General features: G+C 63.5%; 24 protein-coding genes. 12 read left to right on the top strand and 12 right to left on the bottom strand.

Features of this window, described 5'->3' with window-relative positions; all coding sequences use genetic code 11:
- Positions 1 to 100 precede the first annotated feature (100 nt).
- The 4 genes from RA24_RS21410 to RA24_RS21395 form a co-directional block, all read right to left on the bottom strand.
- A complete protein-coding gene (locus tag RA24_RS21410) occupies positions 101 to 1135 on the bottom strand; it encodes a threonine aldolase family protein (RefSeq protein WP_039150439.1) in 1035 nt (344 codons plus the stop codon).
- 84 nt (positions 1136 to 1219) lie between these two features.
- A complete protein-coding gene (locus RA24_RS21405; protein WP_019298646.1) occupies positions 1220 to 1426 on the bottom strand; it encodes a hypothetical protein in 207 nt (68 codons plus the stop codon).
- Between the two features lie 113 nt (positions 1427 to 1539).
- A complete protein-coding gene (locus RA24_RS21400) occupies positions 1540 to 2022 on the bottom strand; it encodes a YcgN family cysteine cluster protein (RefSeq protein ID WP_039174421.1) in 483 nt (160 codons plus the stop codon).
- Positions 2019 to 2951: a bifunctional riboflavin kinase/FAD synthetase gene (locus tag RA24_RS21395; RefSeq protein WP_039194289.1), complete on the bottom strand. Its 933-nt coding sequence runs from the start codon at positions 2949 to 2951 to the stop codon at positions 2019 to 2021. The genes RA24_RS21400 and RA24_RS21395 overlap by 4 nt, the downstream gene beginning before the upstream one ends.
- A 152-nt stretch (positions 2952 to 3103) precedes the next feature.
- Here RA24_RS21395 and RA24_RS21390 point away from each other — a divergent pair, with 152 nt between their 5' ends.
- On the top strand, positions 3104 to 3724 hold the full coding sequence (locus RA24_RS21390; protein ID WP_152612240.1) for a hypothetical protein: 621 nt from the start codon (positions 3104 to 3106) through the stop codon (positions 3722 to 3724).
- Between the two features lie 528 nt (positions 3725 to 4252).
- On the opposite strand, the gene RA24_RS21385 is transcribed toward RA24_RS21390, so the two are convergent.
- Both RA24_RS21385 and RA24_RS21380 read right to left on the bottom strand, forming a co-directional pair.
- A complete protein-coding gene (locus tag RA24_RS21385) occupies positions 4253 to 4696 on the bottom strand; it encodes a MaoC family dehydratase (protein ID WP_019298602.1) in 444 nt (147 codons plus the stop codon).
- 200 nt (positions 4697 to 4896) lie between these two features.
- The gene (locus RA24_RS21380) at positions 4897 to 5772 is read right to left on the bottom strand and encodes a TIGR01459 family HAD-type hydrolase (protein ID WP_039194286.1); all 876 of its coding nucleotides are present in this window, start codon (positions 5770 to 5772) and stop codon (positions 4897 to 4899) included.
- A gap of 226 nt (positions 5773 to 5998) precedes the next feature.
- Between RA24_RS21380 and RA24_RS21375 the strand changes: the two genes are divergently transcribed.
- Both RA24_RS21375 and RA24_RS21370 read left to right on the top strand, forming a co-directional pair.
- Complete coding sequence (locus RA24_RS21375) at positions 5999 to 7903, top strand: methyl-accepting chemotaxis protein (RefSeq protein WP_241480989.1); 1905 nt, start codon at positions 5999 to 6001, stop codon at positions 7901 to 7903.
- 122 nt (positions 7904 to 8025) lie between these two features.
- Entirely contained in the window at positions 8026 to 8718 is a 693-nt protein-coding gene (locus RA24_RS21370; protein WP_019298599.1) for a hypothetical protein, read from the top strand.
- Between the two features lie 77 nt (positions 8719 to 8795).
- Here the strand turns inward: RA24_RS21370 and RA24_RS21365 are convergent, their stop codons facing one another.
- The 4 genes from RA24_RS21365 to RA24_RS21350 form a co-directional block, all read right to left on the bottom strand.
- A complete protein-coding gene (locus RA24_RS21365; protein WP_039194295.1) occupies positions 8796 to 9716 on the bottom strand; it encodes a manganese-dependent inorganic pyrophosphatase in 921 nt (306 codons plus the stop codon).
- 118 nt (positions 9717 to 9834) lie between these two features.
- A complete protein-coding gene (locus RA24_RS21865; protein WP_052269649.1) occupies positions 9835 to 10593 on the bottom strand; it encodes a hypothetical protein in 759 nt (252 codons plus the stop codon).
- A 40-nt stretch (positions 10594 to 10633) separates the two neighbouring features.
- A complete protein-coding gene (locus RA24_RS21355) occupies positions 10634 to 11614 on the bottom strand; it encodes a TraB/GumN family protein (RefSeq protein WP_039194283.1) in 981 nt (326 codons plus the stop codon).
- A gap of 46 nt (positions 11615 to 11660) precedes the next feature.
- Positions 11661 to 12644, bottom strand: coding sequence for a TraB/GumN family protein (locus tag RA24_RS21350; RefSeq protein ID WP_039194279.1), 984 nt, complete (start codon positions 12642 to 12644; stop codon positions 11661 to 11663).
- 150 nt (positions 12645 to 12794) lie between these two features.
- Between RA24_RS21350 and RA24_RS21345 the strand changes: the two genes are divergently transcribed.
- From RA24_RS21345 to RA24_RS21305, 9 genes are all read left to right on the top strand, one after another.
- Entirely contained in the window at positions 12795 to 13466 is a 672-nt protein-coding gene (locus tag RA24_RS21345) for a DUF2161 domain-containing phosphodiesterase (protein ID WP_039150420.1), read from the top strand.
- A 175-nt stretch (positions 13467 to 13641) separates the two neighbouring features.
- Positions 13642 to 14643 (top strand): isopenicillin N synthase family dioxygenase, encoded by a 1002-nt coding sequence (locus RA24_RS21340; protein WP_052269648.1) that lies wholly within the window; start codon positions 13642 to 13644, stop codon positions 14641 to 14643.
- 191 nt (positions 14644 to 14834) lie between these two features.
- Positions 14835 to 15122 (top strand): co-chaperone GroES, encoded by a 288-nt coding sequence (locus tag RA24_RS21335; protein ID WP_019298592.1) that lies wholly within the window; start codon positions 14835 to 14837, stop codon positions 15120 to 15122.
- Positions 15123 to 15187: 65 nt separating this feature from the next.
- Positions 15188 to 16840 (top strand): chaperonin GroEL, encoded by a 1653-nt coding sequence (groL, locus tag RA24_RS21330; protein ID WP_039150417.1) that lies wholly within the window; start codon positions 15188 to 15190, stop codon positions 16838 to 16840.
- Positions 16841 to 17028: 188 nt separating this feature from the next.
- Positions 17029 to 17619, top strand: a complete 591-nt coding sequence (locus tag RA24_RS21325; RefSeq protein WP_152612875.1) for a hypothetical protein — start codon at positions 17029 to 17031, stop codon at positions 17617 to 17619.
- 165 nt (positions 17620 to 17784) lie between these two features.
- The gene (locus RA24_RS21320) at positions 17785 to 18642 is read left to right on the top strand and encodes a DMT family transporter (protein ID WP_039194274.1); all 858 of its coding nucleotides are present in this window, start codon (positions 17785 to 17787) and stop codon (positions 18640 to 18642) included.
- A 45-nt stretch (positions 18643 to 18687) separates the two neighbouring features.
- Positions 18688 to 19464, top strand: a complete 777-nt coding sequence (locus RA24_RS21315) for an esterase/lipase family protein (RefSeq protein WP_039194272.1) — start codon at positions 18688 to 18690, stop codon at positions 19462 to 19464.
- Entirely contained in the window at positions 19461 to 20609 is a 1149-nt protein-coding gene (locus RA24_RS21310) for an alpha-D-ribose 1-methylphosphonate 5-triphosphate diphosphatase (RefSeq protein WP_039194270.1), read from the top strand. The genes RA24_RS21315 and RA24_RS21310 overlap by 4 nt, the downstream gene beginning before the upstream one ends.
- 34 nt (positions 20610 to 20643) lie before the next feature.
- Positions 20644 to 20964, top strand: coding sequence for a hypothetical protein (locus RA24_RS21305; RefSeq protein ID WP_039174403.1), 321 nt, complete (start codon positions 20644 to 20646; stop codon positions 20962 to 20964).
- Positions 20965 to 21202: 238 nt separating this feature from the next.
- On the opposite strand, the gene RA24_RS21300 is transcribed toward RA24_RS21305, so the two are convergent.
- Together RA24_RS21300 and purE are read right to left on the bottom strand one after the other, a co-directional pair.
- The gene (locus RA24_RS21300; RefSeq protein ID WP_039194267.1) at positions 21203 to 22279 is read right to left on the bottom strand and encodes a 5-(carboxyamino)imidazole ribonucleotide synthase; all 1077 of its coding nucleotides are present in this window, start codon (positions 22277 to 22279) and stop codon (positions 21203 to 21205) included.
- Entirely contained in the window at positions 22272 to 22760 is a 489-nt protein-coding gene (gene purE / locus RA24_RS21295; protein WP_039150404.1) for a 5-(carboxyamino)imidazole ribonucleotide mutase, read from the bottom strand. Before purE ends, RA24_RS21300 begins: the two co-directional genes overlap by 8 nt.
- Between the last annotated feature and the right edge of the window lie 329 nt (positions 22761 to 23089).

Genomic DNA, 23089 nt, shown 5'->3' with positions numbered 1-23089 from the left:
CAGCTTCGTTGTGGCGGGGGAGGTTTTCTGGGGTGACGACCGGCTGGAGGACGCGCTGCTCTGGGCGCAGGGCAAGCGCTGACCGCAGCCCTGCTTGCGGTCAGAGTAGCGACAGGAACGCCCGGATGTCCTCCTCCGGCACCGACCAGTCGCAGACAAACCGGGCCGTGACCATCTCGTTCTCCGGCCCCTGCAGCAGCCCGTCCCAAAGGTGATAAATGGCGCCGGCGGCGAACAGCTCCTGATGCTTGCGGCGGGGCAGGGCGGCAAAGATCATATTGGCCTGCGCCGGGTGGGTGAAATGCGCGCCCGCCGCCTTCAGTCCCTCGGCCAGCAGCGCGGTTTTCGCATTGGCAGCGCGGGCGTTCTCCAGCCACAGATCGTCGCTCAGATAGGCCAGCATCTGCGCTGACAGGTAACGGTGCTTGGAAAACAGATGCGCACCGCGCTTGCGCCGGTACTCGAACTCCTGCGCGTGGCGGGGATCAAAGAAGATCACCGCCTCTACCCCCATGCAGCCGTTCTTGGTGCCGCCGAAGGACACCGCATCGACGCCCGCTTTCCAGGTCATCTCCGCAGGCGTGCAGCCCAGCGACACCAGCGCATTGGTAAACCGGGCGCCATCCATATGCACCGGCAGCCCGTATTCCTTGGCCGCCCCGCAGATGGCCTGCAGCTCCTGCAGGCTGTAGACGGTGCCGAACTCAGTGACCTGCGTCAGCGACACCGGCCCCCGCTGCGGCCCGTGCACGCCGCGGGTCTCCTCACCCTCGATGGCGGCGCGCAGCCCTTCGGAGGTCATCTTGTCCGCCTCCGTCACCAGCGTCAGCTTGGCGCCTCCGCTGTAAAACTCCGGCGCGTTGCATTCATCCATGTTGATATGGGCGGGCTTGGTGCAGAACACCGTCTGCCAGGGCTGCGCCAGGGTGGACAGCGCCAGCACATTGGCCGCGGTGCCGGTGGCCACCAGATAGACGGCCGCCTCAGGTGCCTCGAAAATCTCCCGGATCCGCTCCGTCACCTCTGCCATCTCAGCGTCAGAGCCATAGCCCATGGCATAGCCCTGGTTGGCCCGCGCCAGCGCGTCGAGGATCTGCTGCGGCACCGGGCCGGAGTTGTCAGAGGCGAAATGCATCAGCGAAGTCCCTTGTCTGCCAGAGTATCCGTCTAGCAGTAGGCAGTTCCGGCGCCGATGCCAAGCCGCCCCGGCCCGGCGGGTTCAGAACATCCGCGCAAACAGCAGCCCCAGCCCGATGCCGGCAAAGGTCCCGACCGTGGCCCAGACCGTCAGCTGCTTGCCCAGGTGATACTGATGCCAAGCCTGGATCTCCGCGGCCTGCTTGCCGCTCAGCCCCAGGGTCGAAAGGAACGCCTTGGCCTTATAGGCTTCTTTCTCGCTGAAATAGGTGCCGTGCTCGAATGGCATTTGCTGCCCTCCTTGTGGGAAACCCGCTTGGATTCCCTCATCATGGCGGCGGGGTGGCGTGCAATGCAACCTGAAATTGTATTTCTGTTTAACAGTCCCGCGGCAGGGCAGGATCAGCCGGTCGGTTCTTCGATGATGTGGTCTTCCCACTCATCCTCGGAAATCTCAAACTCTGACACCGTCCAGCCGCGCACCGAAACACCCGCCTGATGCACGCTCTCGGGGGTGCCGGTCAGCAGCGGGTGCCATTCCGGCAGCGGCTTGCCCTGCCATAAGAGGCGGTAGGCGCAGGTCTGCGGCATCCAATAGGCGTGGGTGTCCAGATTGTCCGGCTTCAGCACGATGCACTCGGGGATGAACTGGTGCCGGATCGGATACTGGGCGCAGCGGCAAGTGCTGTCATCCAGCAGACGGCAAGCGACCCGCGTGAGCGCCACCTCGCCGGTCTCCTCATCCTCCAGCTTGTTCAGGCAGCATTTGCCGCAGCCGTCGCACAGCGCTTCCCATTCCTTCTGGCTCAGTTTCTCCAGCGGCTTCTTCTCCCAGAAGCGCTGGCCAAGGCCGGAGCGGTCGATCACGTCTTTTGCAGGTTTCATAGCGCCGCCAGTATGTCACGCGCCTCGGCGCAATCCGCGTCCATCTGCGCGATCAGCGCGTCCAGCCCGTCAAACTTCATCTCCGGCCGCAGGAAAGCCACCAGCCCCACCGACAGCGTCGCGCCGTACAGGTCGCCGGAGAAGTCGAACACGAAGGTCTCGATATTCGGGACCACGCCGCCGAACATCGGCCGCACCCCGACAGAGGCAGCGCCGTGGTAGCTGCCCTTATGCGGCCCGTCCAAAACATCGACCAGCACCGCATAGACGCCAAAGCACGGCTGATGCAGCCCGTCGATCGACATGTTGGCGGTGGGAAACCCCAGCTCCCGCCCGCGCTGCTCGCCGCCGATCACGGTGCCTTCGATGCGGTGCCAGTGGCCCAGCATCTCCTTGGCATCCGCCGGGCGGCCCTCGCTCAATGCATTGCGGATCGCGGTGGAGGACACCGCGTGCTCGGAATATTCCATCAGGGGCGCAATGGTGACGCCAAAACCGTACTGTGCGCCAAAGTGCTGCAGGTCCCCGGCATCGCCCGCGCGGCCCTTGCCGAAACAGAAATCGGCGCCGACGACCACATGCGCCAGCCCCAGCCCTTCAAAGATCACGTCGCGGGCAAACTCCTCCGGCGTCAGGCTCGACAGCGCGGTATTGAAGTTCAGCTCATACAGCCGCTCCACCCCCAGCTTCTCCAGCCGGTGGGCGCGGGTCTCGGCCCGCATCAGCCGGAACGGAGGGCTGTCGGGCGCAAAATACTCCCGCGGGTGCGGCTCAAACGTCATCACCCCCAGCGGCGCCTCCGGTGCCGCATCGCGGGCCAACTCGATCACCGACTGATGGCCCAGATGCACGCCGTCAAAATTGCCGATGGCAACGGTGGCGCCCCGGTCCTGGTCTTCGACGAATTCATAATCTCTGACGATACGCATGGCGCATCCGTACCCGCAGCCGCGCGGCGGTTCAAGCGGCCAGTGGCGGGGGAGGGCGGGACCGGCAGTCACAAGGACTCTGGCGGGGGACCGCGTTAAAAGCTTAGAACAGGCTGATTGAAAAAGCGCATCAGGTTAAGGGTATTCGAATCTTGCGACTAACAATTCTGGCCGCAATGGCAATGTATGCAACGCTGCTGACTCAGGCTCGGGCGGAGCTGATCGCCCAATTCACTTTAGGTACAAGTACAAAGAGCTTTGTCCTGATCAAAGCAATCGTTGTATGCTCTCAGTATCCTGAACTGAATGCGAAACGCCTCAGGGGATTTCTGAAAGAAGCCACAGGCATCCAGCCGGATTTTCACATTCAGGATGGGCCATTCCAATTCGTTGACCCGGCTCCGAACAAGGAACGAGTTCAAAAAATGATCCTGGTCGCGGCCGAACAGGAACCAAGCCAGGTCGTTAAGGAATGTATTCAGGAAACCGTACCGTTTGGCGAAAAGGTGTTGCGGCAAGTATATGACACATGGGCCAGAATCGGAGGACCATTGACTGCAGATGTGCCAAACAGCAGTATTTTGGGACCTGTGAAAACGTCCCGGCATTACTCCTATGTCAATGATGACAATGGCAAACGGGAATGGGTAATAGTAACTGTTGCGTCAGAGTTTTCAGGCACGCCCCATGAAATCAATAGCACAATGATTGGCCTTTTCGATCTGGACCAAAAGGTTTGCCAGGGAAACAGGTTCTGTCTGGCAGAAGATTGAGTGACTAGGGCGCACGCTGCCGCCGGGTTTCACAGGGGCTGAGGCTGCAGGTTGAGTGGCATGTTCACAGGGTGTTGCGGACCCACCGTACGCCCCCTTCACGCAATCCTCATGCCCCTCTGCCATACTCCCCAATGATCGCGATCCCCCAGCCATGGTTCCCGCGCGCGGGGCCATGATACGAGGCCCAGGCATCTGTGCGGCTGAATGGGCAACACCCGGAGACCGGCCCTGATAAAAAGGGGGTCGTCCAGGATATCCTGTCCGAGCAGGCCCCCGGCGGGGTCTGTCCACCTCCACCCCGGCGGCGCCGCCCCCTTAATTGGGCTTCAGCGCAGAACCGAACGGAAAGACCAAAACAACAGACACGGCAAGAGAAAACCGCCAAGGGCAAAGGCCCCCGGCGGCTCACAACGCTGCGCGCACCGCGCACACTGCGCCTGCGCTTCTTTCTGGTCCGAAATACCCTGGGGGTGAGCGCCAAAGGCGCGAGGGGGCAACGCCCCCTGTCCGGGCTCTGCCTCTGCCTCAGTCGAACTTGCGCGAGGGCGCCATCACCATGGCTTCGCCCACCAGCACCTTCTTGCCATCCACGATGCAGCGGCAGTCCAGCTTGACCCGGCGCTTGTCGATCACGATGTCGGTCACCTCGACCTCCGCCAGCACCAGGTCGCCCGGGCGCACCGGCGCCAGGAATTTCAGCGACTGGCTCATGTAGATGGTGCCGTGGCCCGGCAGCTGCTCGCCAATGACGGCTGAAATCAGCCCGGCGGTGAGCATCCCGTGCGCGATCCGGCCCTCGAAAATGGTGTCCTGGGCGTAATCGTCATCCAGATGCACCGGATTGCGGTCGGTTGACACCTGGGCGAACTTCTCGATGTCCTCATCGGTGATGACTTTGCGTAGGTAACGCACCATGCCCATCTCGATGTCCTCGATGCAGATGGTTCCGCGCGGCATGTTGTCCAACATTTCATCCTCCGTTCGCCCGGTCCTGATCGTGCTGCTTGACCGTTTGGCGTTGTAACTTTTGCGCGCCAGCGTGACGCCTTGCGCAACTTTATTACTTTGCAACTGCAGAAAATCAAGAAGTTTCTGACAAAAGAAAACCCCGCCCAAAGCGGGCGGGGTTGCAAGGCATAGTAAGCTGGAAGGGGTGCCGGCCGCTGTATTTACCGCAGGAAACCAATGGCATAGCTGGGCGCGGACTGCTCCTGCGCCAGATAGGCTTCCAGCGCTTCCGGATCCGGCTGGACTGATGTCTTTGTCTCTCTGGCCGCAAGCCCGCCGGTGATGAACAGGGAATCGATGCCTTCGCCCATGGCGCCGGCAATATCCGTATGCGGCCCGTCGCCGATCGCCAGGATCTCGGAATCGGCAATCCCCGGCGCCACTTCCTGCAGCCGCAGCCGGGCCAGGTCATAGATCGGCGGGTGCGGCTTGCCGAAGTACAGGCTCTCGCCGCCCATCTCGGTATAAAGCCGCGCCAGGGCGCCCGCGCACCATTCCCGTTTCTCGCCGCGATCGACGATGATGTCAGGGTTGGCGCACAAGAGCTTCATGCCCATCTGCTTGGCATAGAGGAAATCTGCCCGGTTCACCTCCGGGTCTGCCATGGTGTCGAACGGCCCGCAGCAGACGATGCCCTCGGCCTCCTTCAGCGGCACCCGGGTGATCTCCACCGGTTCATGGATCACGTGCAGCGGCTCGAAAAAGCCCGCATCGCGCTCCCACTCGCCCATGAAATAGACCTTGTTGCCCACGGCACCGGTGAACATCGCCGCCCGTGCGCTGTCGCCGGAGGTGGAGATCGTGTCATAGGCATCATCCGGCACGTTGAATTGGCCCAGCTGCGCCGCCACACCGGCGCGCGGCTTCGGCGAATTGGTCACCAGCACCACGATGCCGCCCGCCGCGCGGTAGGTCTGCAGCGCCGCCACCGCATCAGGAAAAGCAGTGATGCCATTGTGCACGCAGCCCCACAGGTCCACGAACAGCGCCTTGTAGCGGCTGGAAATGTCGGAAAGGGAGTTGATGATCTGAGTCATGTCCGGGCCTTCGCGCGTGGGATCTTTGCCGCCAGCTATGGCAGAGACGGCAGCAGAAGGCCAGTGGTCCGCGCGCCCCGGAATTGCCGCCGTTCCGTTCAGCTACCGTTAAAAAGCTGCATCGGGCCTGCAGATTTTTCAAAAATTAACCCGGGCGATCTTGTATGTCAGAAAACAACCCTGTGGTGATTTTGTCATGTTTCGCAGTCCGTCTATTTTTCGCACGATGTCCCTGAAACGGCGGCTTCTGCTGTCCGGCGTCATCGCCATGTCCTCGGTGGTTATCCTGGCCACGGTATCGCTCTTCAGCCTGTGGCAGAGCGAGCTGAACCTGGAAAAGCAGATCAATGTGACCCAGGCGGTCCGGCATGAGCTGACGGCGGACATGGCCCACAGCAAGGTGGAGGCCGCGGTGGTTTCTGCAGTGGTGCTGGGCCAGAACGGGGCGGAGGACCGCAAGGCAGAGCTGCAGGCCGCCATGGAGGCTGAAGCAAAAAAATTCCGCACCGAGATGGAGTTGCTGCACGGGCTGGAGCAGCCGGAGCATATCCGCAACATGGTGGCGTCGCTGCTGCCGCTGGTCGACGGGTTCAACAATACGGGTGCAGAGGTCGTGGCGCTCGCCTTTACCGACACGGCGGAAGCCGTCGATGCGTTGCCCGCCTTCCAGTCCTACTCCGCTACGATCTCCGAAAAACTGTCCAGGCTTGGCACCGCGATCAAGGCATCAGCTTCAGAAACCGCGATTGAAGCACGCCAGCATAATTACAACCTGCTCTATCTGGTGCTGGGTATTTCGGCGGTTGCGACGGTCATCATGGCACGCAATTCCCGCAAGGTGACGCTGACCATCACACGGCCGATTGAACGGATGCGGGCCGCCCTGCGCGAGGTGGCAGAGGGCGACTTCAGCCTCAAGGTTGCGGACCGGATGCGGGCGGATGATTTCGGCGAGATTGCCAAGGACATTGATGCGGTTTCGGGCCGCGTGGTCAAGGCGCTGGAGGAGCAGAACAAGCTGCGCCAGGAGGGCGAGGCAGTGATCGAGCGCTTGCGCCAGGCGCTGCAGCATCTGGCAGAGGGTGACTTCAGCGACCAGATTGCAGAACAATTCGGGGCCGATTACGATCCGCTGCGGGTGAATTACAATGAGACCGTCGACAAGCTGAATGAGCTGCTGTCCAAGGTGGTGCAGGCCGGCGGGCGGCTGAACAGCCAGGCGGATGGCATCCGCACCGCGGCAGAGGATCTGTCGCAGCGCACCGAAAGCCAGGCGGCGACACTGGAGCAGACTGCCGCGGCGCTGGAGCAGATGACGGCCAGCGTCAATTCCTCGGCCCAGAACGCGCAAGAGGTGCAGGGCGCGGTTGAGGCCGCCCGCGCCGATGTGGAGCGCAGCGGCGAAGTGGTCGAGGGCGCGATTGCGGCGATGAACGAGATCGAAAACTCCTCCAACCAGATCAGCCAGATCATCGGCGTCATTGACGATATCGCCTTTCAGACCAACCTGCTGGCGCTGAATGCCGGGGTGGAGGCCGCCCGCGCGGGCGAGGTCGGGCGCGGCTTTGCTGTGGTTGCGTCCGAGGTCAGGGCGCTGGCGCAGCGCTCCTCTGACGCGGCGATGGAGATCAAGACGCTTATCAGCGCCAGCTCCGGCCATGTGCAGGACGGCGTCCATAAGGTGGATGGCGCCGGCAAGGCGCTGGAGACCGTGGTCACCCAGGTCAGCCGCATCACCGAACTTGTGGCCGGCATATCGCGCCAGTCGGCAGAACAGGCGCAGGGGTTGAACGAGATCAATATCGGTGTCGCCCAGCTGGACGCGGTGACCCAGCAGAACGCCTCGATGGTGGAGGAAACCGGCTCCGCGATCCGCGCCATGAGCGGCGAAACCGTGGAGCTGAACCGCATGGTCGGCCAGTTCGTGCTGCTCGACAGCGCCCGGCCGGATGCGTTGGACACGCAGGTGAAGCCCGGGCCGGCAGACATGGGCAAGCAGCAGCTGGACACGGAGACGGTCTATGCAGAGGCCATGGCGGCAAGCCTGGAAGAAGACCGCTGGGAGGACTTCGGCGATGAAGGCGCAACCTGGTCCGGCAAAGAAAGCGAACCCGCTGCCCGCTCCGCCTGAGGCAAGCCGCTGGAATAACCTGGCGTCAGTAAGGGCCCGGCCTCCGTAAGGAGGCCGGGCCTTCCGCATTCACAGCCTCTGGTGTAGCCTGCGCCCTGAACTTCAATTTTTTCAGGCGCTTGATGCAATTTATTGAACGGTCTTTCATGGGGCTGAGGTCCGCCCGCCATGTTTTCAAAAGCGCCGCACACCCGGCAGAGGTGACCCTGTTCCCGATGCTGCATATCGGCGAGGCCGGGTTCTATGACGCGGTCTACCGCGACGCGCTGGACCACGATGTTCTGCTGTTCGAGGGTGTGAAATCGCCGGTCGGACAGAATTTGACCCGGTCTTACCGCTGGCTGCACGGCAACCGCCTGGGGCTGGTGACGCAGCCCAAACTGCCGGCCGGAGCGGGCCGGGCAGAACGCATTCACGCCGACGTCACCCAGGCGGAGTTCGAGGCAGCCTGGAAGACGCTGCCGCTTGCCATGCGTGCACTCTGCTTCGTCTATGCGCCTTGGATCGGGCTGCGCCGGCGCTGTTTCGCCACCCGGGACAGCCTGTCGCGCGGGCGCAATGTGGATGACCTCAGCACGCGCGAAAGCAGCCTGTCCTGGGATACCGAAGAAGCCCTGCTGCGCGGCGTGTTGCTGCATCAGCGCGACACGCGCCTTTGCGAAAAGCTGGCGGATGTGCTGGACCGGGATCAGCCGCTTTCCATCGCTATCGTCTATGGCGCCGCGCATATGCCTGCGGTGACGCGGATGCTGGCGGATTACGCCGGTTTCCGCCCGGCGGGCAGCGAATGGATGACGGTGTTCGGGCTGGACTGACGGCACGCCTAAAACGCCGGCACAAACGAAAAAGGCGCCCCGCGGGCGCCCTTTTTTAAGCTTGGCCAGAAGGCGGATCAGACCTTGAGGTTCGGAATGATCTGCTTCTTGCGGGACATGATGCCCGGCAGCACCACGGTGTCACCGGCCGCATCGGCGCCAAAGGACTTGGCGGCAACGGTTTTCACCAGGTCGTTCGGCACCAGCAGGGTGGCTTCTTCGTTCAGGATGTCGACCACGAACAGCAGCACCTGATCAACGCCGTCCTCGGCCGCGACAGAGGTCATCGTGTTCATCAGCGAGGCCTTGCGGTCCAGCACCACGCCCGGCGCGGTGGTTTCCAGAACGGAGACGCGGAACTTGGTGCCGTCGACCTCGTATTCCTTCGAGTCCATGCGGATCAGCTCCGCATCGGAGAAGGAGGAGACGTCGGATTTTGCGGCAAACATCTCGGCGGCATATTCGGAGATGTTGATGCCCAGCTCACCCGCCAGCTTCTCGGCCACGGCCTTGTCATGGGCGGTGGTGGTGGGGGAGCGGAACTCCAGCGTGTCGGACAGGATGCAGGTCAGCGCTGCGCCCTTGACGGCTTCCGGCATCTTGGCGGCATCGTCGCCCATCAGGTCGTGCATGATGGTGGCGGTGCAGGCCAGCGGGCGGATGGTGATGTCGATCGGGCCTTTGGTTTCCAGGCCGCCGACCAGCTTGTGGTGGTCGATGATCGCCTGCACGTCGGCGCCGTTGATGTTGGCGGGCAGCTCTGCCGGGTTGTTGGTGTCGACGATGACAACCGCCGCGTCGTCAGCCACATCGGCGATGATTTCCGGCTTTTCCAGGCCCCAGCGCTGCAGCATGAAGGCGGCTTCGGTGTTCGGCTCGCCCAGCAGCTTGGGCGCGGCGGCCACGCCTTTCACCTCGTTCAGGTACCAGGCCCAGACAATGGGGGAGCCGGTGGAATCGGTGTCGGGGGATTTGTGGCCGAAAACTTGGATGGTCATGGGGCTGTCCTGTTCGTCGAAAGAGTCGCAAAGGCGGGATTTGCGCGCCTTATAGGGCTGGCGCGCAAGCTTGTCACCCCGCAGCTGCTGCAATGCGGCGTTGTGCCTGAAGGAAGGCTCAGGCGAACATGTCCGCCGTTCCTGGATCCCGCTCCACCAGGGCTTCCCCGTGGCCGGGATGCCGGGCAAACGCCCTGACGTTCCGGGCGTGGTCCGGGTGGCGGTCCTGCATCCGCCCGGCCAGCGTCAGCAGCATCTGGCGGTTGCGCTGATCCAGCGCGCCAAGCTCCTCCAGAAGGAACTCATCCGGTTCCTTTTCTGCCATCATTTCCAGCGCCGTAAAGGCCGGATAGCAGCCGCTGAGGCTGCAATGGGCGCTGCATAGAACCGCAATTTCCGAAAGGGTGTTCGCGGCATCAAGGCCCGCCAGGGCAGCCTCTGCGATGTTTGGCGCGGCTGCCAGGAACCAGCGTTCCAGACTGGCGAGCAGGCCCATGTCTTCAGGGCTCAGATGCTCCGCAGCAGGCAGCCAGTCTTGCGCGTGCCGGCTGGCATCCAGAGACAGGCCGGTCAGCCGCCGCTGCGGGTCCGGCGCGTCCTCCCAGTCATCGCTGTTTGACAGCGCGCAGCTGACAGTATGCGAGAAAAAGTAGAGGTTATCGAGGGTTCTAGGGGCCAGATCCCACAGCCACGGCAGGGCGGCGTAGGTCAGCGGATAGAGGGTTTCCTGATGGTGCAGCTGATCCCAATAGAGCGCATTTGCGGCGTCCTGGTCCCAGCCGGCTGCCAGCGCCTGCAACTGCTGCGGCCCGGACTGGTTGCCGTAGGGCCCGTACAGCCGGGCCCAGATCGGATCGGAGAAGGGGATTTTGGCCATGTGCAGATGTCTTTGTAAAACAGTGTCTTGAGGCGCGGCCTCAGAATGGCGCGCGCTCCAGCGTGTAGCCTGCCTGCTGCAAGAGGTTCAGAACGCCGGTCTCACCAGGCAGGTGCAGCGCGCCGGCGGCGACCACGATCAGGTCGCCCTCCGCCGCCTCGATCACCGGGATCCAGGCGCGGTTGCGGTTGTCCAGCATCGCCTCCATCGACTCCTGCCAGATCCGGCGGGTTTCCTCAGGCGGCAGCGCGTCGGATTGCAGGAAGTCGCGCTCATAGATGGTGAAATAGGTCAGCGCCTGCTCGTCGAAATAGCTTTCGATCATGGTAAAGAGGGCGTCCTGTTCGCCGCCCAGAAGGGTCAGATAGGCGCGCAGCTGGCGGACCTGCTCCTCCAGCGGTTCGCTGTTGAATACCTCAAACAGGGTCATCGGGCTTTCCAGCGCGCGAGTTGCGGTGCCGGCGTCATCCGCGGCCTGTTCCAGCCGTTTGTCCAGCCCGTTGGTGCTTTCCGGCGCAGTCCGCAGGCAAGGCGGTACTGACATTGAGACGGCCAGGAACCAGGGCCGCATCTTGGCTGCCATCCAGGGCGCGACGCCATTGGCGCGGGCCTTGGCCGCCAGGTCGTCCCATTCCTGCGGCGGCAGCCGGTCGATCAGGCTGGGGCCTTCGGTGATCAGGGTCAGCGACGGGTCGCGGCCGATGGCGGCCATCAGCTCCGCTTCTTCGCGTTTGGTGCCCTCCAGCAGCAGCAGGTCGGCCTCGGCAATCACAGGCTTCAAGGCAGCGGTCACCGCGTCCAGCCGCGGGTCGTTGATGTGCATGGTGCCGATCACATGCAGGGTGCGGCTGCCGCGCCGTGCAATCCAGTGGTTGCCTTCGGCAAAGGGGGCGGCGGCGACCTCAGCGTCAATGGCGGCGCGGTCGCTGGCGCTCAGCGCCAGCCGCTGGTCAGTGCCGGAGCAGGCGGCCCAGAGCGAAGCAGGCAGCAGCAGGAAGGCAAAGGCGAGAATGAAACGCATGAAGAAATGTCCTGAAACGTGAATTGAATGGCAGGTTTGCCGCAGCCTACCACGGGGCGCGGGCCAGGCTGAAGCCCTGTGCCTTGAGCAGGTTCAGGAGGCCGTTTTTGCCTGGCAGATGGGCGGCACCGACGGCGACCACAAAGCGCTCCTGCCGGGCGGCGCCGATCACCTTCATCCAGCGGATGTTGCGCTGGTCCAGCAGGCGGCGGTTGTACTGGTCCCAAAGCCGCGTGGTTTCGGCATGGGTGAAACTGCTGTACTGGGCGCTGATCCAGGGTGCCAGCACGAAGGAGGTCCAGACGCTCTGGTCGAAATAGGCCTCAACCGGGGTGGCGTCCTCTGGCTTGTCGGACTGGATCAGCTGCAGCTCCAGCTCCAGCATCCGGGCCTGGTCACGCAGCGGCATTCCGGAGATGGCCGCCAGCGCCTGCTCCGGGGTTTCCAGGGCACCCAGCGGGATCCGCTTGCGGGCGGCGAAATCGGCGATCCGGTCGTCCAGCCCGCGGCGCAGGCCAAAGCCGTAGGGGCGGCAGCCGCTTTGCACCAGGAACATCGAGATTGCCCAGGGCTGCATCCGGTTCATGGTTTCCAGATTGGCGCCGGTGACCTGGGCGGTCAGCTTGAAGCGCTGCCAGGCATCGGGGGCCAGCAGCTGGCGCAGCTCGCGGCCCTGCGGCAGCAGGAAGCTGCGCGCCATCGCGGGCGGCATCCGGTCCAGCCGCTCCATGTCCTGATCGGAGGTTTCCAGGTAAATCGCCTGCGCCGAACTGAGCGCCGGGCGCAGGGTGCGCATCACCTTGGCCATGCGGGCGTCGCCGCCATGCATGGTGCCGATCACATGGATGGTGCGGCGGCCCTTGGTGGCGACCCAGTGGTTGCCTTGGGAAAACGGGGTTGCGGCCATTTCGCGGTCGAGCTGCGCCTGGGTCGCGGGCGGCAGGTGGTCGCGGTAGTCGATGCCGCGGCAGGCGGCAAAACCGGCGGTGGCCTGCAGCATCAGCGCAAGTGCCAGTGCAATCCGTTTCATCACGCGCCCTTTCCCCGGGGTTTCCGAACTTTTGGCCTGAACTTAAGAGCCTAGGGCGGGGCAGGGGCGGCGGCAATGTAAAACCCTGCGTTGCCCCGTAAAACCGGGCGGCGGATTGCCAAGCCGCGCGCTTCCTGCCAGTCATGGGGCATGGAACGCGAGGATCAGCTTTATGCGCCGGTGAAGGCGCTGCTGGAGGCCCAGGGCTATGCCGTCAAGGGTGAGGTGGGCGCGGCCGATGTGGTGGCTGTGCGCGGCGCTGAGCCGCCGGTGATTGTCGAGCTGAAGCTGAAGTTTTCGCTGTCGCTGTTCCACCAGGCCATCGCCCGGCTGGCCATCACCGACCATGTCTATATCGCGGTGCCAAGGCCCGGCGGGCGGCAGGCGCGGCGGATGATGAAGGACAATCTGGCGATGTGCCGGCGGCTGGGGCTGGGGCTGATCACGGTGCTGGCGGACGGGCGGGCAGAGGTGCATTGCGATCCCGGCCCTTATGCGCCCCGCAAGTCGAAGAAAAAGCAGGCGCGGTTGTTGCGCGAATTCCAGGCCTTGCGCGGCGACCCCAATGCCGGCGGCGCCACACGGCACGGCATCGTCACCGCCTACCGCCAGGACGCGCTGGCCTGCGCCGCGCATCTGGCCGGGGCGGGCGCTTGCAAGGGGGCGGAGGTCGCCAAGGCCACCGGCGTGGCGCGGGCCACCCGGCTGATGGCCAGCAACCACTATGGCTGGTTCGAACGGGTGGAGACCGGCATCTACCAGCTGACCGATGCGGGCCGTGAAGGGCTGGTGCATTGGGCGGAGAGCTGGGAGGGGAAGTGATGTGGCGGCTTTGTGCTGTTGCGGGCTAATGCGTTCAGTTGTGTACAGCCCCTATTTTGCAGGAAATTGTCGCCCCTTGAGTTAATCAGATTCATGTCAGTTGCATTTTTTCCCTGTTGAGCGCGGGGCCCTGTCAGCCGATGACTGCCCCAGCTTTGCACAAGGGGAGAGAGCAATGGCAGATCAGGACATTGACCGGCTTCAGGACCGGCTGCGGGCGCAGCGGGTCTCTTTCGACAAGATCCCGGTGATCGACATCAGCGCGCTGAACACGGGCGGCAGCCTGTTTGAGGTCGCCAAGGAAATCCGCTGGGCGCTGACCAACGTCGGCTTCTTCTATGTGAAGAACCACGGGGTGCCGGAGGCGGTTGTGAACGGCGCCTTTGATGAAACCCGGGCGTTCTTTGACCTGCCGCTGCAGGACAAGATGGACCTGCATATCTCGAAATCCGGCCTGGCCCTGCGCGGCTATATCGAGATTTTCGGCGAGAACACCGACCCCAAGAAGACCAAGGATCTGAAGGAGTGCTTTGATATCGGGCCGGAAGGCCCGGCCGGGGACGCGCCGTTCTTTGGCCCCAACCTGTGGCCCGCGGCGCGGCCGGAATTTGAACGCGCGGTCTATGGCTATCATCAGGAGATGAAGGGCCTGGCGCAGCGGTTGATGCGGGCGATTGCGGTCAGCCTGGATCTGGAGGCCGATTTCTTTGCGCCGAAGATGCAGAACCCGATCACCATCCAGCGGCTGCTGCACTACCCGCCGCAGGAGGGCCGGATCGACGAAAGCGTGATGGGGATTGGAGCGCATACGGATTACGGCAGCCTGACCATCCTGGCGCAGGACGATGTGGGCGGCTTGCAGGTGATGAACCGCGACGGCCAGTGGGTCGAGGGGCCGCCGATTGCCGGGTCATTTGTCATCAATATTGGCGACCTGATCCAGCGGCTGACCAATGATCTGTATCTTGCCAACCTGCACCGGGTGGTGAATGCCTCGGGCCGGGAGCGTTATTCGATTCCGTTCTTCATTGACGCCGATGCGGACGCCGTATTCCAGCCGCTGGACAGCTGCGTCAGTGCGGATAACCCCGCGCGCTATGAGCCGGTCAGCTGCGGCGCGCACAAATTCGGCCGCTTCAAGGACAGCTTTCCGCATTTGAAAGACAAGGCAGCATAAGCGGAAATCCGAAGCAGGACAGGGGGCGCTCCGGCGCCCTCATTATTTTTGCTGATTCCGTGTTGACAACATGCGGGGGCATTCCTAGCTTCCCCTCGTTAGCACTCACCCCTCGTGAGTGATAACGGCCCCGCCGGGGAGGCGGAGGTCCAACAGATAACAACCTTTGAGCCTTTCAAGGAGCTGCAAAGATGGCATTGAAACCGCTGCATGACCGTGTGCTGGTGCGCCGCACCGAAAGCGAAGAAAAAACCGCGGGCGGCCTGATCATCCCCGATTCCGCCAAGGAAAAGCCGAGTGAAGGCGTTGTTGTTGCATGCGGCGCTGGCGCCCGCAAGGACAGCGGCGAGCTGATCGAGATGGCGGTGTCCGCTGGCGACCGCATCATGTTCGGCAAATGGTCCGGCACCGAGATCACCGTCGACGGTGAAGAGCTGCTGATGATGAAGGAAAGCGACATCATGGGCATCATCGAGTAAGCCCGCGGGCCTGCTCTGATCCCACTATCGCTGATACACACAGAATTTCTCTAGGAGAGTGAAAAATGGCTGCTAAGGACGTCAAATTCGACACCGATGCCCGCAACCGCATGCTGAAAGGCGTCAACATTCTGGCTGACGCCGTGAAAGTGACCCTGGGCCCCAAAGGCCGCAACGTGGTTCTGGACAAATCCTTCGGCGCACCGCGCATCACCAAGGACGGCGTGTCCGTGGCGAAGGAAATCGAACTGGAAGATAAGTTCGAGAACATGGGCGCCCAGATGGTGAAGGAAGTTGCTTCCCGCACCAACGACGAAGCCGGTGACGGCACCACCACCGCAACCGTTCTGGCCCAGGCGATCGTCAAAGAAGGCCTGAAGCAGGTTGCAGCCGGCCTGAACCCGATGGACCTGAAGCGCGGCATCGACCTGGCAACCGCCAAAGTCGTGCAGGGCATCAAGGACATGGCCCGCGAAGTGAAAGACTCCGACGAGGTTGCGCAGGTTGGCACCATCTCCGCCAACGGCGAAGCTGAAATCGGCCGCCAGATCGCCGACGCGATGCAGAAGGTCGGCAACGAAGGCGTTATCACCGTCGAAGAGAACAAAGGCATGGAAACCGAGACCGACGTGGTCGAGGGCATGCAGTTCGACCGCGGCTACCTGTCGCCCTACTTCGTCACCAACCCCGACAAGATGGTCGCGGATCTGGAAGACTGCATGATCCTGCTGCACGAGAAGAAACTGTCTTCGCTGCAGCCGATGGTTCCGCTGCTGGAGCAGGTGATCCAGTCGCAGAAGCCGCTGCTGATCATTGCTGAAGACGTCGAAGGCGAAGCGCTGGCAACCCTGGTTGTCAACAAGCTGCGCGGCGGCCTGAAAATCGCAGCCGTCAAGGCGCCGGGCTTCGGCGACCGCCGCAAGGCCATGCTGCAGGACATCGCGATCCTGACCGGCGGCCAGGTGATCTCCGAGGATCTGGGCATGAAGCTCGAGTCCGTCACCATGGACATGCTGGGCACCGCCAAGAAGGTCTCCATCACCAAAGACGAAACCACCATCGTCGACGGCGCTGGCGAGAAGGCCGAGATCGAAGCACGTGTTGCCCAGATCCGCACCCAGATCGAAGAGACCACCTCTGACTACGACCGCGAGAAGCTGCAGGAACGCGTTGCCAAACTGGCTGGCGGTGTTGCCGTGATCCGCGTCGGCGGCATGACCGAAGTGGAAGTGAAAGAGCGTAAGGACCGTGTGGACGATGCGCTGAACGCGACCCGCGCAGCCGTGCAGGAAGGCGTGATCGTCGGCGGCGGTGTTGCCCTGGTGCAGGCCGGCAAAGGCCTGGAAGGCCTGGAAGGCGCCAACGCTGACCAGAACGCAGGCATCAACATCGTCCGCAAGGCCATCGAAGCGCCGCTGCGCCAGATCGCCGAAAACGCAGGCGTCGACGGTGCCGTGGTTGCCGGCAAGATCCGCGAATCCTCGGACAGCGCATTCGGCTACAACGCGCAGACCGGTGAATATGGCGACATGTTCTCCTTCGGCGTGATCGACCCGGCCAAGGTAACCCGCACCGCGCTGGAAGACGCATCCTCGGTTGCTGGCCTGCTGATCACCACCGAAGCCATGGTTGCCGACAAGCCCGCCAAAGAAGGCGCAGGCGCCGGCGGCGGCATGCCCGACATGGGCGGCATGGGCGGCATGGGCGGCATGATGTAATCACAAATCCCTTTGGGATTTGGGATGAGGCGACAGGCGATTGGCCGGGAAGGCCAATCTGCCGAGAGCCCGCCGCTGATGACTGCAAGATTTGGGGCTGCCTTCGGGCGGCCCCTTTTCGGTTTGGGCTTGCCGCTTTGACCTGTCTAAGTAAGGTTTGCGTTGATTTCGTGAAAAGGACATTCATTTTGGACAAGATATCTATGCCATCGTTGCCGGACTTGAAGTCTGTAGGCACTGCAGATCCATCGGAACACATTCTGATGGAATGCTATTCACTCATGTTCCCGGAACCCGTTTCGTCGGAGTTGCAGCAACTCCAAACGCCTGAAGTGGTTGCGGGCGGGTTTAGGGCCTTGAAGGATCAGGGGGTCATGAATGAACTGCAGTGGGTTGTCTTCTGCACCTCGCATCTAACCGGCGGGATTGCCAATGGCGGGGTCTGGGACGGTCTGCTCGGAAACCAGCCGCAATTGGTTGCGGATTGCGTTCCACTGCTGAAGCTCTTGGGCCTGGAGAGTGCAGCAGATCGCTTTGGTCAGCTTTTTGGTCCGGTTTTTGAGCTGCAAGACCGTGTTAGGCAAGAACTGAAAATGGGTGAGACGGTTAACATGGAGCAATATTGGGAAGACCTGCAGGCTGCCGAGGAATTGCTCATTGAAGATGATGTGGAGGTGTTGGAGGAAGATTTTCTGGGAGAATTTGGATCTTCCGAGCCTACGCTGAAAAGTAAGGTCGAAGATGCAGCGGTTTCCTATCTGATCTCAAACAGCCGGTGACACCGTGGGGAGCCGCAAATAGCCAGTGTGGTATTGCGCAATCGAGGCCGTGTTGCTTTTAAGATGATACGCTTGAAGCAGGGCGGGTTTATCCGCGCGCGTTCGCTGATCTGTAACACGAAAAAATCACTGGCCCGCGCTGGGGTTGCACTGTAGCGGTTCCGCATGCGCCTGTTTCTTCTCGTCTCTCTCACCATGGCGGCCTTTGCCGCAAATTCCATCCTCAGCCGGCTGGCAATTGGGGCCGGGCATATGGATGCGGGCAGCTTTGGCCTGCTGCGCCTGGCCTCGGGGGCTGCGATGCTGGTGGTGCTGTGCCGGATGCAGGGGCTGGCGGTGCGCCAGGACCTGGGTGCGAGCCTGCGCGGCGGGACGGCGCTGACGCTGTATATCGCCGGGTTTTCGCTGGCCTATCAGCAGCTTGACGCCGGTCTTGGCGCGCTGGTGCTGTTCGGGGTGGTACAGGTCACGATGTTCCTATGGGGCGCGCTGCGGGGTACGCCTGTCAGCGCGGGCCAGGTCGCAGGCGCGGTGCTGGCGTTTCTGGGGCTTGCTTATGTGGTCTGGCCGGATGGCAGCGGCACGGCGCCCCTTGGCGCGTCGCTCCTGATGGCGGCGGCGGGGCTTGGCTGGGGGATCTACAGCATTCTGGGGCGGGGTGCTGCGCAGCCGCTGGCGGCGACGGCGGTGAATTTTCTGTGGTCCACAGTAATGTTCCTGCCGGTGGCCCTTTGGCTGAGCGGCAGCACGGTGAGCCTGTTTGGCGCGGTGCTGGCGGTGCTGTCCGGCGCGGTGACCTCGGGCATGGGCTATGCACTGTGGTACCGGCTGCTGCCGCAGATCCTGCCCGCGGTGGCCGCTACCGTGCAGCTGGGCGTGCCGGTGATTGCGATCCTCGCCGGGGCGGCCTTGCTGGGTGAGGCGATTGGTTTGCGGCTGGTCTTTGGCAGCGCGGCGGTGCTGGGCGGCATTGCGCTGGTGGTGCTGCGGGCGCCTGCGCGCAGGGTTCGTGCAGCCAAGTAACTGCGGGGGCTTCCCTGTGGTGCCGCTTGCGCTTATCTGGGCCCCATGCGTGATGTTCTGAAACCCCTGTTTGCCGCTGCTGCGGTGCTGCTGCCGCTGCCTGCGGCGGCTGATTGCGTGATCCTGCTGCACGGGCTGGCGCGCTCCGAGACCTCATTCGCGGTGATGGAGGAGGTCTTGCAGTCGCGCGGGCTTGCTGTGGTGCGGCCCGGCTATGCCTCGACTGAGGAGACTATCCAGGTTCTGGCAGAAGAGACCCTGCCCGCCGCCTTTGCCGCCTGCGGCGGGGAGACAACCCATGTGGTGACCCACTCGATGGGGGGTATTCTGCTGCGGTACTGGCTGCAGGACAATAGCCCGGAAAACCTGGGCCGGGTGGTGATGATGGGGCCGCCGAACCAGGGCAGCGAGCTGGTGGACGAACTGGGCGACTGGGAGGTTTTTGGTTTCCTGAACGGCCCCGCCGGGCTGCAGCTGGGCACTGGTGAGGACAGCTTGCCCAAGAAGCTGCCGCCGGTGGATTTTGAGCTGGGCGTGATTGCGGGCAGTGAGACGCTGAACCCGGTATTTTCGGCGCTGATCCCGGGGCCGGATGACGGCAAGGTCTCGGTCGAAAGCACCAAGGTGGACGGCATGGCGGCGCATCTGACGCTGCCGGTCACCCATACCTACATGATGAACAACCCGCAGGTGATGACGCAGGCGCTGCATTTCCTGGAGGAGGGGCGGTTTGAGCCCAGCCTGGGCTGGCTGGCGGCGGTGGAAGAGATCATTGGCGAGGCGTGCCAGCTGAACGGCGGCTGTGAAGAGGCGGAACAATGACATTGGAACTGACGCTGCAGGGCGGCGATGTGCTGCGCCCCGGCGGGCTGGAGCGTGGCGGTGAGATCGCCATTGCGGGTGGTCTGGTGACGGATGCGCCTGCCGGGCGGGCCGTGGACCTGTCAGGTTACCTGGTACTGCCGGGGATCGTGGATGCGCATGGTGACGGGTTCGAGCGCCACCTGGCGCCGCGGCGTGGGGCGATGAAGCAGATGGCGGAGGGTGTGGTGGCCGCAGAGGCGGAGCTGGCCGCCAACGGCATCACCACTGCGGTGCTGGCGCAGTTCTACTCCTGGGAGGGCGGCTTGCGCGGTCCCGAGTTTGCAGGACAGGTGTTTGAGGGCATCAAGGCGGTGCGCGGGTCGCTGGTGACTGATCTGCTGCCGCAGCTGCGGTTCGAAATCCATATGCTGGAGGACTATGCCGCACTCGCCGCCAAGGTGGCGGAGTGGCAGGTGCCTTATGTGGTGTTCAACGACCACCTGCCGCATGAGCGGCTGGCAGCGGGCAAGAAGCCGCCGCGGCTGACCGGCCAGGCGCTGAAGGCAGGGCGCAACCCGGAGGTCCACTGGCAGATGCTGAAGGATATGCACGCGCGCCGGGACGAGGTGCCGGGCAGGCTGGACGCGCTTTGTGCTGAACTGGCCACGCTGGATGTGCGGCTGGGCAGCCATGACGATCAGACCGCAGAGGACCGCGCCGTCTGGCGCGAGCGCGGCGCCCGGATTGCCGAGTTCCCCGAGACGCTGGAGGCGGCAGAGGCTGCGCGCAGCGCGGGTGATCCGGTGATCCTCGGCTCCCCGAATGTGGTGCGGGGCGGCTCGCACAAGGGTAATGCTTCTGCCGTGGAGCTGATCGCCATGGGGCTGTGCGATGCGCTGGCCTCCGACTATCACTACCCCAGCCCGCGGCGTGCGGCGCTGATGCTGGAACGCTCCGGCCTGCTGGATCTGGCGGGGGCGTGGCGGCTGGTCTCGGAAGGGCCTGCGCAGCTGCTGGGGCTTACGGACCGCGGCATGCTGGAGGCAGGCAAGCGGGCGGATATCGTGGTGCTGGACAAGGAGAGCCTGCGGGTTGCGGCGACACTGTCCGGCGGGCAGGTCAGCTATATGTCGGGGGATGTGGCGGGTCGTTTCCTTGCCTGAAGGCAGGGGCAATCGGTTGGCACGATAGAACAACATGCGTTCATTTCTTAAGAAAATACGCAATATGTTGGGCTGGGTTGTACATGGTTATCTGGCAATCAGCCTGTTAGCCGCGCTTTCTTTGGAAGGTCGTGTGCGGGAGGCCAAAACCGATGCAGGCCAGTACTTTCTCTTGCTACGCGTGGGGAGGAGGCCTGCTGAATGGGTAGAGACGACCGCACTGCGTTTTTGGTTTGAGACTGCACTCGACATGGCGTTTTTTGGAGTGGTCCTCTGTTGTGTGATTTGGGCGGTTATCTATTGCGTCTGGCGTCAGTGGCGGAAGTCGCAGGGGCTGAGCGCAAAGTTCGACTAACCCCGCGCCGGTGCTATGCTGCAGTGATTGTTAGCCCGCAACGTTACCGGCCGGTTCTTGGAGCAGGGGCGCCGCGCATCAGGCCGGATGGCCCTCCTTGCGGCGCGTGAACCCGGCGGGGCCGCTTTCACGGGCGTTCCGTTCTTGGGCCGCCTTCTTCTTTCTGGTCTGAAAATATCCCGGGTTTGGGGCGAAGCCCCAAGTTCAGCATGGGTCTGGGGGCAACGCCCCCAGTCCGTCAGCCTTCCGCCTTCACCACCCGGTTCACATGGCCCATCTTGCGGCCCGGCTTGGCCTCCGCCTTGCCATAGAGGTGAATGGCGCAATCGGCCTCTTTCGCCAGCTCCGGGATGCGGTCCACGTCATCGCCGATCAGGTTTTCCATCACCACGTCAGAGTGGCGCTGGCCGTCGCCGAGCGGCCAGCCGGCCACCGCGCGGATGTGCTGTTCGAACTGGTCCACGGTGCAGCCGTTCTGGGTCCAGTGGCCGGAGTTGTGGACGCGCGGGGCGATTTCGTTGACGATCAGCCCCTGCGGCGTCACGAACAGTTCCACCCCCAGCACGCCGACATACTCCAGCGCGTTCAGGATCTTGCCCGCCATCAGCACCGCATCCATGCGCTGGCCGGTGGTCAGCTTGGCGGGCACGGTGGTGGTGTGCAGGATGCCGTCGCGGTGGACGTTTTCGCCGGGGTCGAAACAGGCGATCTCGCCGGTTACGCCGCGGGCGGCGATGACGGAGACCTCGTGGCTGAAATTGACGAAACCTTCGAGGATCGAGGGCGCGCCCGCCATGGACGCGAGGGCTTCCTCGGCGTCTTCCGGCGTCTTGATGCGGGCCTGGCCCTTGCCGTCATATCCGAAGCGGCGGGTCTTCAGGATCGACGGCGCACCGATATCCGCGAGCGCCGCGTCGAGGCTGGCCTGATCACTGATGTCTGCAAAAGGCGCGGTTTGCAGGCCGAGGTCCTGCAGGAAGCTCTTTTCGGTCAGCCGGTCCTGGCTGATCCGCAGCGCCTCGCGGTCCGGGCGGATCGGTTTTTGCGATTCCAAGAGGTCCAGCGCGGAGGTCGGGATGTTCTCGAACTCATAGGTGATGACGTCGACCGAGGCGGCAAAGGCGGCCAGCGCCTCGGCATCCTCGTAGCCTGCGGTGGTCACGCGGTCGGCGACATGGCCTGCGGGCGGGTTGGCGCCGGGTTCAAAGATATGGGTCTTGAAGCCGAGGCGGGAGGCCGCAATCGAGAGCATCCGGCCCAGCTGGCCGCCGCCGAGGATGCCGATGGTGGCGCCGGGAGCAAGCACGTCAGTCATCGGAGGGTTCCTCGGGGATGGAGGCGGAGAGCGCCTCGCGCCAGTTGTCCAGGCGCTGGGCCAGGGCGGGGTCCTGCAGCGCCAGGATGCCAGCGGCCATCAGGCCCGCGTTGGCGGCACCGGCGGCGCCGATCGCCATGGTGGCAACCGGGAAGCCCTTGGGCATCTGCACGATGGAGTAAAGCGAGTCGACGCCGGAGAGGGCGCGGGTCTGGACCGGCACGCCGACTACCGGCACGCGGGTCTTGGAAGCGACCATGCCGGGCAGGTGAGCTGCCCCGCCGGCGCCTGCGATGATCACCTGCAGGCCGCGGTCGGCGGCGGATTTGCCGTAGCTCCACAGCCGGTCCGGGGTGCGGTGGGCAGAGACGATCTTGGCCTCGTATTCGACGCCCAGTTCATCGAGGATATTGGCGGCTTCCTTCATGGTGGGCCAGTCGGATTGGCTGCCCATGATGATGCCCACTTTGATGTCACCCATGGATGGTGGCTCCTGTCGCGGCTTGTGGAGCGCGCACTATAGGGAAAGTTGCGGTTTTCGCAATGCGGGCCGCGCTGGAAAACGGCGGGATTTGCCTTGTTTTGCGAGGGCCGGCGCTATGCCGCAGGGGGATGGGCAGGGGATTGGAGGGGGCGGCTCCCGCCCGCGCGGGAATGCAGGCAAGCTGCACCGCCCCCGCGGTTGGGCGTGGCGCCGCGCCCAGGCGCGGCGCGTGGGGCTGTGGCGGGGCCTGGGGGCCCCCGGCAAGCGGGGTACGGGTGCGGCGGGATGAGGTGAGGACAAGGCTGGGACTGCGGCCCAATTTGTAG

Origin of the sequence: Leisingera sp. ANG-M6 (assembly GCF_000813905.1) — a bacterium.
Classification (GTDB): Bacteria; Pseudomonadota; Alphaproteobacteria; order Rhodobacterales; family Rhodobacteraceae; genus Leisingera.
The sequence above is the reverse complement of the archived record's forward strand: the minus strand, read 5'-3'. Positions and strand labels throughout refer to the sequence as shown.